At 71.0% G+C, this 15,202-nt stretch carries 16 protein-coding genes; 12 read left to right on the top strand and 4 right to left on the bottom strand.

The genetic code is table 11. The features are described 5' to 3' along the window. A partial coding sequence (locus tag ACLF6P_RS27040; RefSeq protein WP_415953787.1) for a hypothetical protein occupies positions 1-181 on the bottom strand: 181 nt, incomplete at its 3' end. Here ACLF6P_RS27040 and ACLF6P_RS27035 point away from each other — a divergent pair. Further along, positions 171-281: a hypothetical protein gene (locus ACLF6P_RS27035; RefSeq protein WP_415953785.1), complete on the top strand. Its 111-nt coding sequence runs from the start codon at positions 171-173 to the stop codon at positions 279-281. The genes ACLF6P_RS27040 and ACLF6P_RS27035 overlap by 11 nt on opposite strands. A 683-nt stretch (positions 282-964) precedes the next feature. On the opposite strand, the gene ACLF6P_RS27030 is transcribed toward ACLF6P_RS27035, so the two are convergent. Continuing rightward, entirely contained in the window at positions 965-1,132 is a 168-nt protein-coding gene (locus tag ACLF6P_RS27030; RefSeq protein ID WP_415953747.1) for a hypothetical protein, read from the bottom strand. A 187-nt stretch (positions 1,133-1,319) separates the two neighbouring features. On the opposite strand from ACLF6P_RS27030, the gene ACLF6P_RS27025 reads away from it, so the two are divergent. The 5 genes from ACLF6P_RS27025 to ACLF6P_RS27005 all read left to right on the top strand — a co-directional run bounded on the left by ACLF6P_RS27025 (position 1,320) and on the right by ACLF6P_RS27005 (position 8,269). Further along, complete coding sequence (locus ACLF6P_RS27025; protein WP_415953745.1) at positions 1,320-4,124, top strand: NACHT domain-containing protein; 2,805 nt, start codon at positions 1,320-1,322, stop codon at positions 4,122-4,124. 486 nt (positions 4,125-4,610) lie between these two features. Next, positions 4,611-5,969: a bifunctional 3-oxoadipate enol-lactonase/4-carboxymuconolactone decarboxylase PcaDC gene (gene pcaDC, locus ACLF6P_RS27020; protein WP_415953744.1), complete on the top strand. Its 1,359-nt coding sequence runs from the start codon at positions 4,611-4,613 to the stop codon at positions 5,967-5,969. Positions 5,970-6,119: 150 nt separating this feature from the next. Beyond that, positions 6,120-6,752 (top strand): MBL fold metallo-hydrolase, encoded by a 633-nt coding sequence (locus ACLF6P_RS27015; RefSeq protein WP_415953742.1) that lies wholly within the window; start codon positions 6,120-6,122, stop codon positions 6,750-6,752. A gap of 169 nt (positions 6,753-6,921) precedes the next feature. Further along, entirely contained in the window at positions 6,922-7,701 is a 780-nt protein-coding gene (locus ACLF6P_RS27010; protein WP_415953740.1) for an exodeoxyribonuclease III, read from the top strand. Between the two features lie 124 nt (positions 7,702-7,825). Then, complete coding sequence (locus ACLF6P_RS27005) at positions 7,826-8,269, top strand: DUF6278 family protein (RefSeq protein ID WP_415953738.1); 444 nt, start codon at positions 7,826-7,828, stop codon at positions 8,267-8,269. Positions 8,270-8,743: 474 nt separating this feature from the next. Here the strand turns inward: ACLF6P_RS27005 and ACLF6P_RS27000 are convergent, their stop codons facing one another. Beyond that, complete coding sequence (locus tag ACLF6P_RS27000) at positions 8,744-9,496, bottom strand: hypothetical protein (protein WP_415953736.1); 753 nt, start codon at positions 9,494-9,496, stop codon at positions 8,744-8,746. A gap of 281 nt (positions 9,497-9,777) precedes the next feature. Further along, positions 9,778-10,545, bottom strand: a complete 768-nt coding sequence (gene map / locus ACLF6P_RS26995; protein ID WP_415953735.1) for a type I methionyl aminopeptidase — start codon at positions 10,543-10,545, stop codon at positions 9,778-9,780. A 64-nt stretch (positions 10,546-10,609) separates the two neighbouring features. On the opposite strand from map, the gene ACLF6P_RS26990 reads away from it, so the two are divergent. From ACLF6P_RS26990 to ACLF6P_RS26965, 6 genes are all read left to right on the top strand, one after another. Beyond that, positions 10,610-10,861: a helix-turn-helix domain-containing protein gene (locus ACLF6P_RS26990; protein WP_415953733.1), complete on the top strand. Its 252-nt coding sequence runs from the start codon at positions 10,610-10,612 to the stop codon at positions 10,859-10,861. Then, on the top strand, positions 10,858-11,346 hold the full coding sequence (locus ACLF6P_RS26985; RefSeq protein WP_415953732.1) for an NUDIX hydrolase: 489 nt from the start codon (positions 10,858-10,860) through the stop codon (positions 11,344-11,346). The genes ACLF6P_RS26990 and ACLF6P_RS26985 overlap by 4 nt, the downstream gene beginning before the upstream one ends. 96 nt (positions 11,347-11,442) lie before the next feature. Continuing rightward, positions 11,443-12,690, top strand: coding sequence for an alginate lyase family protein (locus ACLF6P_RS26980; RefSeq protein ID WP_415953730.1), 1,248 nt, complete (start codon positions 11,443-11,445; stop codon positions 12,688-12,690). Next, entirely contained in the window at positions 12,671-13,072 is a 402-nt protein-coding gene (locus tag ACLF6P_RS26975) for a PPOX class F420-dependent oxidoreductase (protein WP_415953728.1), read from the top strand. The genes ACLF6P_RS26980 and ACLF6P_RS26975 overlap by 20 nt, the downstream gene beginning before the upstream one ends. A gap of 86 nt (positions 13,073-13,158) precedes the next feature. Continuing rightward, a complete protein-coding gene (locus ACLF6P_RS26970) occupies positions 13,159-13,518 on the top strand; it encodes an MmcQ/YjbR family DNA-binding protein (protein WP_415953726.1) in 360 nt (119 codons plus the stop codon). 138 nt (positions 13,519-13,656) lie between these two features. Then, positions 13,657-15,153 carry a hypothetical protein gene (locus ACLF6P_RS26965; protein ID WP_415953725.1) on the top strand — a complete coding sequence of 499 codons (1,497 nt, stop codon included), beginning with the start codon at positions 13,657-13,659 and terminating at the stop codon, positions 15,151-15,153. Positions 15,154-15,202 lie beyond the last annotated feature (49 nt).

Below are 15,202 nucleotides of genomic sequence, written 5' to 3'. Positions count from 1 at the left end.
CTTCGGAGTCGGAGCCGACCGAGCCCCCGTCGCCGTCGCCTTCGGAGTCGGAGCCGACCGAGCCCCCGTCGCCGTCGCCTTCGGAGTCGGAGCCCACCGAGCCCCCGCCCCCGTCGCCGGAGCCGCCGACGCCTGCACCTTCGTCCGGGCCGCCCAACGGATCGCCCTCACTGCCGGACACGGGTTCCCCGAGCACCGGGCTGATCTCAGGGATCGCCGCAGCGCTGCTCGCGGCGGGAGGCTTGACCGCGGCAGCGGTGCGCCAACGCCGGAAGCCCTGACAATGCCGCGTTGACGGGCCGGAAGACGCCCCTGTCCTGATCTTGGGACCGTCCCTCGGCGCCACATGGCACAGGTTGCAGAGACCGTCCAGGGACGTCTACGTCAGTCCAGCACAGACAGGAAACCGCAGGTCAATGCCTTCTGCTCCGGGAGGGTCTGCCCGCTGACCTTGATTGGGTGATGTCGGATCGTTCGCCTGACAGGTGTTGGCCGGGTTCGGTGGGGCTGGGTGGGTGAGATACGCGCAGGGCGGCGGGCTGACAGACGCCGGAGGAGCGGTATGACGCCATGGCCACAGGCTTCCTCCGTCCCCTCGTAGGTCGCGCTGTGCAGCGGGGGCACTTGGAGAACCGCCAGCCCCGGGAAGTGGTCGCTTGCCTTGTCTTCCCAGACCGATTCCCGCTGGATTCCCTGGGATCCGATGCTGAGGCTGCGCCGGTGGCGGAGCCGAAGACTGAGAGTTACCACCTGATCTCGTGGGAGCTGGTCCGTACCTCGGACGCACAGGCATTCCGACCCGTGGCGGGCTGGTAGGGGCCAGGGGCCAGGGGCCAGGGGGCAGGGGGCAGTTGGGGGTGAGCCGAGGCTGGGCATCGGCGCCGACCGCCGCGCGGTGGAACTCCGTACGCGGTTGTGCCGGTTGTTGTACCGTCGGGGCCTGGCGGCAGTACGCACGTGGCATTCACCTGCGTCCACGAATCGCGCGGATCACCTCGGCAACGGCCCTGAGTACCTTGGCCCGATCCGATGAGGCGGTGTCCTTGACAACCAGGAAGACAATCGCGACCGCGGCCGTGGCCGAGACCACGATGTTGGCAATCAGCATCAGAACCCACACGTTGGTGTCCATGGCGTTGCCGCTTCCTTCGTCTGCACGACCGCCCCTGCGACGGCTCAGCAGCGATTCCACGAGCTCGCGCCGGCGTGGTGAAGCTTTGCCGGATCCAGTGGGGCGGATCGAAAGAAGCCCAGGTCACCGCGGTCCATCCGACGTCCGCTGATGGATTCGATGGATCGGACGAGGCGAGCGTGAACCGGTGACCGAGACGACAGACCTGAGCCCTGGGCGGCAGGTGCTGCGCGACGCGCTCAGAGAGCTGGAAAGCCAGGCCCTCTCGGGCCGGGATCGTACGGAAGCGATTGCCGAGGCGAACCACCGGCTTCGGTCAGCCGGGCATGGCGAGCCGCTGAGTCCGACCCGGGTCGGAGGCTGGTTCGAGAGGGGCAGCCCCGCGAAGGATTTCGAACTCCTGTGGGCAGTTGTGCAGGTGCTGCTCGAATGGCGCGGGCTGCGGTCGCCGGGCGCTCTCACCGGGAGAGCGCGACCAGAAGCCGCAGGCAAATGGACCCATGCCAAGGAGCTGTGGAAGAGCCGTTGGGAGTCCGCCAGGAAGGCTGCCAGGAAGGCGCCGGAAAGTAAGTCGCGGCCGGCTCTGACTCCCACGCTGGACGGATATCTCCGCACCGTGCTGGTCGCAAGCCGACAGCATCCGTATCCCGGTGCATCGGTCGATCGCCGCCTGCCCGCCCTGGCCGATGTGTACGTCCGTCAGCGAGCATCTCGGGCAGCGGCTGACAACGAGGAACAGCCCCGCGCCGACGGCCCGACGGGGAATGTGCCCGACAGCTCGACGGCGACCACCTCCGATCGTGTCGTATCCGCTGAAGCTGTCTTCGATACCGGGAAGGGAATTTCGGTTCTGGTGGGCGATCCCGGCTGCGGGAAGACCACGCTTCTGCGCACTTACCTGACGGCTGCCGCCACCTCCTGGCTGGACCGCAGGCGGGGCGCGGGAGTCCCGGTCATGATTCGCGCGCGTTCGTTGACGGCCGGCGACCCCATGCCGGTCGCCCTGGCCAGAGCCGCCAACACGGAACTGGCGCCGTTCGGTCTGCTCGACGAGCTGACCTCAGCGTTCTTCCGCGAAGTTCCTCATGAGCAGACGCCCTGGCTCGTACTCGTGGACGGCCTCGATGAAATTTCCGACGCAGGTACCCGGCAGCGCGTCATCACCATGCTGGACGGAGTCGCCCGCGGCAATCCGCACGCCTACCGGTTCGTCGTGGCCACCCGCTCGCTGCCAGAGTACGAGGTGCACGGCATCGGCGCCCACGTGCCGCGCTTTGAACTGCTGCCCTTCTCGCCGCACGATCTGCTCACCTACGCCGAGAAATGGTTCTGTCACCTTGACGATGCCGCCAGGCACGCTCAGCGCTTCGTAGCCGGGCTTTCGAGTACGCGCATGGAGGGTTTGGCCTGCACTCCCTTGATGGCGTCGATGCTCTGCCAACTCTACGAAGCCGATCCCGCGCGCCCTCTGCCCGAGGGCCGCACCGGTGCCTACCGGTCGTTCGTCGAGCTGATCTACGAGAAGAACACTCACAAGCAGATCAAGCGGACCCACGACGAGGCAATCCGGCAACTGCGCAGTCACCACCAGGTTCCCAGGGACGACCGGACAGCCGAGGAGGCTGCCGAGCTGGTGCGCGGCAATCTTCCCGAGCTGATCGACAACCTGGCGTTCGACTGGATCGAAGGGAACGACGGCACCGCCACCGACGTGCTCGCCACCCACTTCCATGTCAGGCGCCCCGCCAAGGTGAGCGGGCAATTGTGGAACGAATTCCTCAGTGATCTGCTGCGGCCCACCGGTCTGCTCACCCAGCGCGGCGACGATTTCGGATTTCTCCACCAGACCCTCATGGAGTACCACGCCGCGCGGCACGCCACCCGCAGCGAGGAGAACCGGGAAGAAGTCCTGCACGGACTCCGGTCGAACAGCGACCGGCTGCTGCTGACGGATGCCTCGTACCTCGGGTTCCTCTTGGACGGGCTGCTCATGCCTCAGGACCGCATCGCGGCGGCGACCACGGAACTTCTACGGGACGGCCTGCCTCCGGGGTTCCATCGCCTCGGCTTTCTGCGGCAGCAGTTACGCCTCAGAACCAGTCTCCCGCCCGGTCTCATCGCCGCTCAGTTGATCAGCGTGGCCGAGGACAGTGCCGGTGCCGGCGACGCAGAACGGCTGGAGGCGGTCGGCCTGCTGCTGGGGATGGCCGAGCACCACGACAAGGCCGTCGACGTGCTGATCCGACTGTGCCGGCCGGACGCCGGGCTGAGCGCCGCCTACCGCCTGGCGGCCTCCGGGCTGCTGGCCGCGGAGAAGGACAGCTGGGAGCAGACGCTGCAACTGGCGGCGCGCCTCGCCCTGGAGAAGCGAAGCTGGTGGAACACCGAGGACCCGCTGCTTGGCGCGGTCCGCATTCTGGCGGCCATGGAGTGGGGCAGGGATGCGGCGGCAGGGCTGGCGGTTCCACTGGTGCGGGATACCACCGTGCGGGACAGCGACCGGTTCGCGGTGGTCATGTCCCTGGCTGGGGTGGCGGGTCCGTTCGAGGAGACGGCGAGCCTGCTGCGGCATCTCGCACTCGACGGCACGGTGGGCGCACTCGTCCGCCTGGACGCGGCTGCAGCGCTGGCCCGGGAGAACGGCGGGGCGGAGGAGGCGGCGGGACTGATGGTCCAACTGGCCGAGGACCCGACGGTCAAGGGCGCGTACCGGCTGCGTGCCGCCGGAGCCCTCGCGCAGGTCGACGGCTACCGGGGTGCAGCACCGCTGGCAGGTCACCAAGAACAGGGCGCCGCTCTGCTGTCACATCTCGCGCAGGACGTCACGCTGGACGCAGTTTATCGGCCCCGGGCGGCCGTCGCGCTCAGCAGGGTGCACGGATACCGGATCCAGGGGGCCTTGCGTCTGAAGCACCTTGCCGAGGACAGATCGCTCAGCCCGTCCGTCCGGATGCAGGCGCGAGCGGCGCTCACCCGGCTGATGGATGAGTAGGGCAAGGCACCACAGTGCCTTGGAAGTCCACGCGCGGAGCATCCGCTTGACGACGAGGCGGTCCGGGTTCCGCAGGTATTGACCATTACTCCCATGGGATGGCTTGCATGGCGAGGCGGAGGGGCGTGCGTGAGTTCGGCGGCGTTTCCCAAGGGTGGTCTTCAGGTGATGATCGGAGCGGTCCGAAGGGTTTCCCGCCACGCCGTCCCGACCTTCGGGACGGCACCGCAAGCCGTGCTGCAGACTCGGAGCAGCTGTCAGCTGGCAGCTGTGCTGAGGGAGGAAGCAGCGCGACAACGTGTGGACCGGGCGAGAGCGCGGCCGGCAGGCCACACTGCGTCAGGGGCGCGCGCGTACACGCTGAGAGGCTCAGACTCGATCGACAGGGCCGTCGCCAGTACCCGGCGAGTCAAGCCACAGATGCATCGAGCCGCAGACTTTCCCCCGGCTGTGTGAGATTTCGTGAGACGTGAGAGGGTCGTGGGCGTGAGTGAGACGCCGTCGAACACCCTGCAATACCGCTTTGACGGGCCAGAAGAGGCCCCGGTCCTGGTCCTCGGTCCCTCACTGGGTACCACATGGCACATGTGGGACCGTCAGATACCGGAACTCATCCAGCAGTGGCGCGTCCTGCGGTTCGATCTGCCCGGGCACGGCGGTGCGCCCGCCCACCCCTCGGACTCTGTCGGGGCGCTCGCCGTCCGGCTGCTCGCCTGCCTCGACGAGCTGGGCGTCCGGCGTTTCGGGTACGCGGGCTGTGCGCTCAGTGGCGGCATCGGCATCGAGCTCGCCCTGCGCCACCCGCACCGTGTCACCTCCCTCGCCCTGATCGCCGCTTCGGCGCGCTTCGGCAGCGCCGACGAGTTCCGCCGGCGTGGCGTGGTCGTCCATACGAACGGGCTCGAACCCGTTGCGCGCAGCTCGCCCGAGCGCTGGTTCACGCCCGGCTTCGCGGCCGCGCAGCCCGCGATCACCGAGTGGGCCGTGCAGATGGTGCGCAGCACCGACCCCGGCTGCTACATCGCCGCCTGCGAGGCGCTCGCCGCCTTCGACGTACGCGCGGAGCTCGGCCGGGTCGGCGCGCCCACCCTGGTCCTGGTCGGATCCGAGGACCAGGTGACCGGGCCCGACGAGGCACGCACCCTCGTCGCCGGCATCCCGGACGCACGGCTCGCGGTCGTGCCCGGTGCCTCGCATCTCGCGCCGGTCGAGCAGCCCGCCGCCGTCACCGATCTGCTCGTGCACCACTTCGCCACCGCATGGACCGAGCCGCCCGCCGGGCCCGTAGCGCCTCCGGTCGTCCCGATGCCCGCCCAGGCTGTGCCCGCCCAGGCTGTGCCCGCCCAGGCCGGTTCGGTGCCCGCCCACGACCGTCCGGTGCCCGCACAGGCCGGTCCGCCGCGCTGGCCGGTCGGGGAGATCGAGGCCGCCGAGCCCCCGCAGCAGCCCGACGCGGGCCTGCGTCCCGATCCGTACGACGCGGGCATGAAGGTCCGCCGCGATGTGCTCGGGGACGCACATGTCGACCGGGCGCTCGCCGCCGGTGAGGGCTTCTCGGGCGAGTTCCAGGAGCTCCTCACGCGCTACGCCTGGGGCGAGGTCTGGGCACGCCCGGGCCTGGACCGCCGTATGCGCAGCGCCGTGACGCTCACCGCGCTCGTCGCGGGCGGGCACCACGAGGAGCTCGCCTCCCATACGCGGGCCGCCCTGCGCAACGGGCTCACCCCCGACGAGCTGAAGGAGATCCTGCTGCAGACGGCCGTGTACTGCGGCATCCCGGCGGCGCACGCGGCCTTCCGCGTCGCGCAGGCCGTCGTAGGGGAGGAATCCGCGACCGGCGAGTAGCCGGATGCCCGGGCGGACGGATGTTCAGGAGCCCGGATGCCGCAACACGGGAGCCGGGGAGCCCAGAAGCCCGGAAGCCCAGAAGCCCGGAAGCCGGACAGCCCGGGCAAACCGGTGGCCGGGCGGCCGTCGAGGAGCAGGATGGGTTGTATGAACCTCACCAAGAAGTCCCACGCCTGTGTACGCATCGAGAAGGACGGCCGGACCCTGGTGCTCGACCCGGGCATGTTCGGGGAACCCGACGAGGCCGTGGGCGCCGATGCGATCCTCGTCACCCACGAGCACCCGGACCACTTCGCCGAGGACCGCCTGCGCGCCGCCCTGGACGCGAATCCGGCCGCCGAGATCTGGACCCTGCGCTCGGTCGCGGACCGGATCGCGGCGGCCTTCCCCGGGCGGGTCCACACGGTCGGCCACGGCGACACCTTCACGGCGGCCGGTTTCGACGTGCAGGTGCACGGCGAGCTGCACGCCGTGATCCACCCGGACCTGCCGCGCATCACCAACGTCGGCTACCTGATGGACGGTTCGGTCTTCCATCCCGGTGACGCCCTCACGGTCCCCGGCCACCCGGTCGAGACCCTGCTGCTGCCCGTCATGGCCCCCTGGAGCAAGGTCTCCGAGGTGATCGACTACGTACGCGAGGTGAAGCCCCGCCGCACCATCGACGTGCACGACGGCCTGCTCACCGACCTCGCGCGCCCGATCTACGACACCCACCTGGCCAACCTGAGCGGTGCGGAGCACCTGCGCCTCGCCACCGGCGACGGCACGGAGGCATGAGGCGCCGGACGTCGCCTGCGCGAGCCCGGACATCGCCCCCGCGAGCCCGGACATCGCCCCCCCCCCCGCGACCGCGGACATCGCCCCCGCGAGGGCGGATGTCGCCTGTGCGAGCCCGGACGGTGTGCGGACGACGGGCGGTGTCACAGGCCCCGGGTAGATTGGCCTCATGCGTATCGCCACCTGGAATGTGAACTCCGTGACCGCCCGACTGCCCCGCCTCCTGGCCTGGCTGGAGAACAGCGGCACGGACGTGCTGTGCATCCAGGAGACCAAGTGCGCCGCCGAGCAGTTCCCGGCCGACGAGCTGCGCGAGCTGGGCTATGAATCGGCGGTGAACGCCACCGGGCGGTGGAACGGGGTGGCGCTCGTCTCCCGCATGGGCCTCGAGGACGTGGTCAAGGGCCTGCCCGGCGGCCCCGGCTACGACGGCGCCGAGGAGCCCCGCGCGATCTCCGCGACCTGCGGCGGCGCCCGCCTCTGGTCCGTCTACGTGCCCAACGGGCGCGAGCCCGAGCATGCGCACTATGCGTACAAGCTGCAGTGGTTCGAGGCACTGAAGGCCGCCGTCGCCGACGATGCCCAGGGCACGCGGCCCTTCGCGGTGCTCGGTGACTTCAATGTCGCACCGCGGGACGAAGACGTCTGGGACATCAGTCTCTTCGAGGGCGCCACCCACGTCACCCCGGCCGAGCGCGCGGCCCTCGCCGCCCTGCGCGAGGCGGGGCTCGGCGATGTGATGCCGCGCCCGCTGAAGTACGACGTGCCGTTCACGTTCTGGGACTACCGCAACCTCGGCTTCCCGAAGAACCGCGGCATGCGCATCGACCTGGTGTACGGGAACGAGGCCTTCCAGAAGGCCGTCACCGACTCCTACGTCGACCGTGAGGAGCGCAAGGGCAAGGGCGCATCCGATCACGCACCGGTGGTCGTCGACCTCGACCTGTGAAGTCAGGGGCGGATCGCCGCGGTTGACTCGCCTGTCTCCCGGGCCGGTACGAGCATCCGGGCCCGCCCGGGACCGATCCGCGCGCCCTGTGGTGCCATGGGGCAGCGGATGCGACTCTTGGCGTATGAACATCCCTTTTGTCGCGCGGTGGCGCCGAAAGCACGGGGCGGGCGACGGTGAGGCACCGCTTGCCGCCGCCTTCGAGGAGGACCCCGAGGGCGTGGCCGGGCTGCTCGCGGAATGCGCCCTGCTGCGCTCGCAGGCCGAGGGCGCGGGACTCGAACTCGACGACAGCCCCGCCTCCTTGGAAGCACTCGACCAACTGCCCCCGCGCTGGCGCGAGGACCCCGAGCTGCTGCCCTGGCTGGGCAATGACGCCGGGCTCTACCTCGGCACCGTTCTCGTCCGTACGGTCCCCGGCGCCACGTGGCATGTCTGGCCCGGTGGCCACCCGGTGGTCCGGCTCGCTTCCGGCCGCGAGATCCAGGTGGTCGAGGCGGGCCTCGACTGGGCGGTGAGCGGAGCCCCGGAGCTGTCCCAGGTGTACGCGGAGGCCTCCGAGGCCTGACTCCTGGCCGTGCCGAGGAGCGGCCCGCGCGCGGGCCCGGGGTGCGGCATCGCCTGACGTGACTCCAACACCCCTTGAGCAAAATACGGTTAATGCCCGAATAGTGCGTGTCGCCTGTTAAGTTCCGTATTGCGCTGGATAGTTTGCGGCGGGCGAAGATCGAGGCCGTGGAGGCACCGGCCCGACCCCAGGACGCTGCTGCCGGGGAGGCAGCAGCACACCGAGCACCGCACCGGCAGCAGCCGGAGATCACTTCTTGCGCAGCGGCACCGATACGGATACCGATACGGATGACGGGTCGGCCGCGAGAGAGGAGAAGGTCAGCTGCCCTCGCTCGGGTGGTGCTTGTCGCGCAGCGGCCCCCATGTCGTGGAGACTCCCGACCTGGGGGCCGTCCGGCATCAGAGGATGCTTCGGCGGTCTGCTTCGGGCGCCTGCCCCGGAGGACCGGCTCCAGGGGCCTGCGTCAAGCGCTTACTGCTTCGCGCGATGGTTGCCCTTCGGCACCGGCGCCGGCTCCTGGGCGGCACGGGTCACGTCCGCCACCAGTTCGACCACGTCCGGGCCGTACGCCTGCGAGTTGACGACCTTCAGGAGCAGCGCGAAGGAGTTGCCGCCGTGCTTGCGGGCGAGGCGCTCGTGGTGCTTGGCGAGGTAGCGGGTCGCCGCCTGTGTTGCGGAGGCGCGCTGGCCGCAGAAGAGGAAGACCGGGCGGGCTTCCTTGCCCTGGCCCGCGGTGAGCCGGGCGAGGACCACGTACTCGGTGATCCCGGGCTCCATCCGGTACCGCTCGGAGCCGATCTGGAAGGCGCCGCGGTCCGGGCCCGGCTCGGGGTCGGTGTTGACCCGGATGCCCGGCAGCAGCGAATGCATGTGGGCCGCAAGGCGCCGGTTCGTGTTCGGGCTGCCGATGCAGAACTCGGTGCGCTCGCCGAAGCCCTGCTGCGCGGAGTCGTGCGTGATGATCTGCGCGTGCGCGCCGCAGTCCTTGATGATCGCCGAGAGTTCCAGCAGGGCGAAGACGTCGTTGCGCGTGACCATGAGATCCGGCCCGCCCGCGTCACGGTTCACCACGAGCAGCGACTCGGAGCTCTCCGGGAGCCCGAAGAAGGCCTGCTTGCGCCGGAGCCTGCGGCGCCACAGATACGTACGGGCGAACCAGCCGAGGGATATCGCGAGCACCGCCACGATCGCGGCGCCGACGACGATGCGCAGGAGTTCACTCATGGGCGGGCACTCTAGCCGCCTTCCGCACCCGCGTTCGAGGGTCCCCCGGGGCTGTTCCCGCGCCCGCCCGGGTGTGTCATCGCAAGGTCCGATACATCGGGAAACCAGGGTGTCCGTGCGGCAAAAGGTACGAGGCGGACGGGTGTCGGCAGGGCGGAGTGGGTGAGCGGAGTGGGTCAGCGAAGTGGGTGAGCGAAGTGGGTCAGCGGGGCTGGTTGAGCGGGGTGGGTCAAGGGGTTGGCTGGGCGGGGTGTGCGTGAGGGGGGCGGTGGTGCGGGCGCTCAGAGTGCCGTCAGGATCCGCGGCCCCTCGTCCGTGATCGCCACCGTGTGCTCGGCGTGTGCAGCCCGGCTGCCGTCCACGGTGCGCAGGGTCCAGCCGTCGCGGTCCTCGTAGTAGCCGTCGGTGCCGCCGCCGACCAGCATCGGCTCGATCGCGAGCACCATGCCCCGCCGCAGTGGCATTCCGCGGCCCGGGCGCCCTTCGTTCGGCACCGACGGGTCCTCGTGCATCTGCCGTCCGATGCCATGCCCGCCGAAGCCCTCGGGGATCCCGTAACCGGCGGCGCGGCAGACCGTGCCGATCGCGTGGGCGATGTCGCCGATGCGGTTGCCGATCCTGGCCGCCGCGATGCCCGCGTCCAGTGCCTCGTGGGCCGTGTCGATGAGGCGGATGTCCGCGGCGCGCGGGGCGCCGACCGTGAAGCTGATCGCCGAGTCGCCCGCCCAGCCGTCGAGCTTTGCGCCGAAGTCGACGGAGACGAGGTCGCCGTTGCGCAGCCGGTAGCCGTCCGGGATGCCGTGCACGATCGCGTCGTTGACCGAGGCGCAGATGACGGCCGGGAAGGGGGTGCTTGCGAAGGCCGGCCTGTAGTGCAGGAACGGTGAGGAGGCGCCCGCCTCGCGCAGCACCTGGTGCGCCACCTCGTCCAGCTCACGCAGCGTGACGCCCACACGCGCCTGCTCCCGTACCGCCGTGAGTCCTTGGGCCACCACGCGTCCCGCGGCACGCATGGCATCGAGCGACTGGTCCGTTTTGATCTTCACCATGCCAATTACTATACCGGTCGGTGCGGTATATGAATACCGCTTGCCTCGGTATTAGAATAACGGCATGGTGCGCACTCCCCTCACCCCCGAAGAGCGCGAACGCGGCGAGCGGCTCGGCCGCCTCCTGCGCGAGGCGCGCGGCCCCCGCAGCATGGTCGAGGTGGCCGAGGTCGCGGGCCTCTCCGCCGAGACCCTCCGCAAGATCGAGACGGGCCGGGCCCCGACCCCGGCGTTCTTCACCATCGCGGCTCTGGCCCAGGCCCTCGACCTCTCCCTGGACGAGCTCCTCACCCGCTGCTCGCCACTCCCTGCGTGAGCGCCACCGGCCGCGGCGGCGCTCTAGTCCGTACGCCACGCAGGGCCGCCCGGGTCGCGGTCCTCGCCCCCGACGAAGTGATCCTCCTGCTGGGTTACGACAACGAAGAGGTCGGCCCGCACTGGGCGATGCCCGGCGGCGGCCTGGACGAGGGCGAGCCGCCGCGCGAGGGTGCCTTGCGCGAACTGCACGAGGAGACCGGCTGGCACGATCTGGTGCTCGGTGAACTCCTGTGCACCTGGGAGCACGACTTCACCCGCGCGGGTGTCCCGGTCCGCCAGCACGAGCACATCTACGTGGCGCAGGGGCCGCGCCGTGAACTCGGCCCCGAGGTGGCCGAGGCGCATGCCGCCGACGGGATCCTCGGCTATCGCTGGTGGACACCGGCCGAGCTCGTCACCACGCAAGAGGCGCTCTGGCCACCGCAGTTGGCCGGTGTGCTGCGCGCGGAGGTGCGGCCGGTCCACCTCGGGTTCGTGGGGTGAGCGGGTGAGGGCGGCCGGGCGGGCGGACCAGGGCGTGTCCGGGCGAGGGGAGTAACAGGACCTGCGGGTGGGGACAGTCGGGGTGAGGCTGCCCCTATGGTCCGACCCCTGGTTGTTCTGCGCGCCGTGCTCGCCGCGGCTCTGCTGTCTCTCCTGCTCTCGGCCGGACCCGTGTCCGCCGCGCACCCGCCCCCGCATCCCGACGGCAGCGGTTCCGGATTCCGGCACCCGGGCGTGTTCCTCGGCCCCGACGGCATCGAACGCCTGCGCCGCGCTGTCCGGGAGGGCCGCGAACCGCAGGCCGGCGCGTTCCGCGCCATGAGGCAGAGCCCGTACGCGACCGAGGACTACCGCCCGCACCCGCAGCGCATCGTCGCCTGTCCGCCGTACGAGAATCCGCCGGCCTGCACGGCCGAGCGCGAGGACGCCCTCGCCGCCTACACCCAGGCACTGCTCCACACCGTCACCGGCGACCCGGCGCACGCCCGCCACGCCATCCGCATCATGGACGCCTGGTCCAAGGTGCTCGTCGACCACACCGAGGGCAACTCCGGGCTGCAGGCCGCCTGGGCGGGCTCGACCTGGGCACGGGCCGCGGAACTCGTCCGCCATACCTACGGGGGCTGGCCCACCGCGGACGTGCGGCGCTTCGAAGGGATGCTGCGCCACGCGTACCTCGGCGAGTACACCGCGGACATCGCCGACTACAACGGCAACTGGGACCTGACGATGATCGACGCGTCGATGGCCATTGCCGTCTTCCTCGACGACCGCGAGGTGTTCGACGCTTCCGTACGGCGCTTTCGAGCCCGCGTCCCCGCGTACTTCTACCTCCGCTCCGACGGCCCGGTCCCGGCGCCACCGCCCGGCGGGACGATCGACACGCCCGAGGAGATCCGCACCTACTGGTTCGGCCAGCAGACCTTCGTCGACGGGCTCGCCCAGGAGTCCTGCCGCAACTTCCAGCACGTCGGCTACGCGCTCGCCGCGACCGGGCACGCCGCCGAGACCGCCCGGCTGCAGGGCCTCGACCTCTACGAGGAGGTACGCGAACGGCTGACCGCCGCCGTCGAGTTCCACGCCCGCCACCAGCTGGGCGAGCCCATGCCGCAGGCCCTGTGCGGGGGCAGGCCGGAGCTCACGATGGGCCCCGACATGGAGGCCGTCATGGGCCATCTGCGCGGACGTCTGCGCCTGCCCATGTCGTACGGCAGACAGCTCGTCGAGACCGAACGGCCGGCCACCACCGACGACCTGTTCGTGGCCTGGGAGACCCTGACACACGGCGCGGACCTCACGGGCCCTGCAGATATGGTCACCGGTCATGACCTCCCACGCGCTTGAGACCCTCACCCGCTCCCGATACGTCTCGCTCACCACGTACCGCCGCGACGGCACCCCTGTCTCCACACCGGTCTGGGTCGTCGGCGACGGCGAGCTCCTGTACGTGTGGACGAAGACCGACACGTGGAAGGTGAAGCGGCTGCGCAACGACAAGCGGGTAGTGGTCACCGCCTGCGATGTGCGCGGGCGGGTCGCCGAAGGGGCGGTGAGCCGGGAGGGCACCGCGAGGCTTCTGGGGGAGAGCGAGATGCCCAGGCTCCGGCGGTTGCTCTCGCGCAAGTACAAGTGGCAGTACCGGATGGTCGACTATCCGGCGATGCTGGTGCGGCGCGGCAGGCGTCCGCACACGGGGATCGCGGTCCGGCTGAACCCCGACACCTGACCCCCTGCCCCCCTGAGCCCCGGCACCTGAGGCCCGACGCCGCCCGCCCCTGACGCCGACCCGAGCCGGTCCACCTGGAGGCCGTGATGCCGCAGAACTCCGACGACGCCCGACGGATCGCCCTCGCCCTGCCGGGCGCCTTCGAGAAACTCGCCTGGGGCCTGCCCTCGTTCCGCGTCGAGGGCGGCAAGCTGTTCGCGGCACTCGACGACACGGACACGGTGCTCGGCGTCAAGTGCCCGCAGGAGGAGCGCGCGGAACTGATCGCCGCCGAGCCCGAGAAGTTCTTCCTGCGCACGGGCCATGACGACAACCACCCCTGGCTGCGCGTACGCCTCGCCGCCCTCGACGGCGAGGACGAACTCACCGCGATCCTCACCGACTCCTGGCGCCAGGCAGCCCCGAAGCGGCTCCTCGCCGCGCATCCGGAACTCGGCTCCCGATGACAGCACTTGTGCAGGCCTACGAAAACTCCCCGTAGCGACCCCGTAATGCGCGAGGTGTGGAATGCTGCCGCACACACCTGGACCGGAAGGGTCCGGTCAGAGGGATGCTGCGGGGGCGGACACGTAGGTGGGGGAGACATGGCAGGGCAATACGCGGACCCTGTGCGGGAGTTCGCGGAGTATCTGCGGGACCTGGTGGGGCGCATCGACCAGGACGGCGGCTGGTGCGGAGTCTTCATGCGCCGCGATCCGCAGGGCATGCGAGCCTGCCTGCAAGGACGCGAGGTGCCGCCGTGGGACGTGGTCGAAGCGCTGCTCAACGATCTCGCGACGGCCTACGGGAGGGACTCGGCCGCCCAGGAACTCGACCCGGCCCGCGCGCTGCACGAGCGGGTGCTCCGGCACGTGGACACCCGGCCCGGCGCGCGTGAACGGCTCGGCGAACGCCTCGGCCTCATGCGCAAGGAACAGCAGTACGCGGCGGAACGGCACGCCGAACTCGGCGAGCTGCTGCTGACCGCCTCCCCGTTCGAGGCCGAACAGCTGCGGCTCGACCTCGCCTGGGCGCAGGACGACCACGAACGCGCCGCGTCCCGCGTGGCCGAACTGCAGGACCGGCTGCACCGCATCGCCTCCCGCTCACGGACCGGGGCACGGGACGTACCGCAGGGGAGCGGGGACTTCTTCGCACCGCGGCGGCCGCGCACGGACGAGGAGCCGCACGGGACGTCCGCCGCGACCGGCCGGACACCGGGCGCACCCGCCGACGGGCCAGGGGATGCTCCCCCCGACGGGGCCGGACGAACGCCAGGCAGCGGAACACGCGGGACATCCGGCAGGGGAGCCGCGCGGAAGGACGCCGCGAAGGGAGCCCCCGGTGGCGAGAGCCGCACCCGCGGCATGCCCTTCGCGCGCGGCTTCGCCCGCAGGGGCGGGCGCTCCGCGCAGGGCGGCGGCCCGGACGACACCGGAGCGGACCCGCAGACCACCGCGCGAGGCGGCGGACGGACCCCGGCCCCGACCCCGACCCCGGGCCGGGAAACCCCCCGAGGCGCGCACCACACCCCAGTCGCCGAGCCCACCGCCCCACCCGGAACCGCACCGGGCCCCGAGGCCCGCACCACGGCCGCCACCGTCGCCTCCCTCATCGCACTGCGCGGCTCGGGCCGCACCGGCGAGGCCCATGTCCTCCTGTGCGAGGCGGCCCGTCGCCCGCCCGAGGAACTTCCCCTCCTCGCCGGGGAACTGCAGCGCGCCGGGCTCGCCGCCGACTGGGCGACCCTGCTCTGGGAAGCGGCCTCCCTGCCGCCCGCCGAACTGGTGGCCGTCGCCGAGGCGCTGGCCGCCGCGGGCCGCGGCGAGGACGCGCGCCAGCTGTTGCGCCAGGGCGTGGGGCGGCCCGCGGCCGAGATCGGCGAGGCCGCGCTCGTGATGGCCGACGCGGGGCGCAGGCTCCAGGCCGAGGTGCTCCTGGAGGCGTTCCTGCGGGTCCGTACCCCCGAGGAGGCCGCCAGGATCGCGGCCGCCGACCCCGACCGGCTGATCCCGCCCTTGCTCAAGGCCGCCAAGACGGTGTCCGGGGACTGCCGCCGCGATCTGAAGCACGCGCTGCGCGTGGCCGGGTTCGACGTGTAGCACAACACGCTCTCACCCGTACGAGTAAGAATGGTGAGCAGCGCCGCGG

Source organism: Streptomyces lothianensis, assembly GCF_047779955.1.
Classification (GTDB): domain Bacteria; phylum Actinomycetota; class Actinomycetes; order Streptomycetales; family Streptomycetaceae; genus Streptomyces.
Note: the sequence above shows the minus strand (reverse complement) of the source record. Positions and strands in the feature narration are given on the sequence as shown.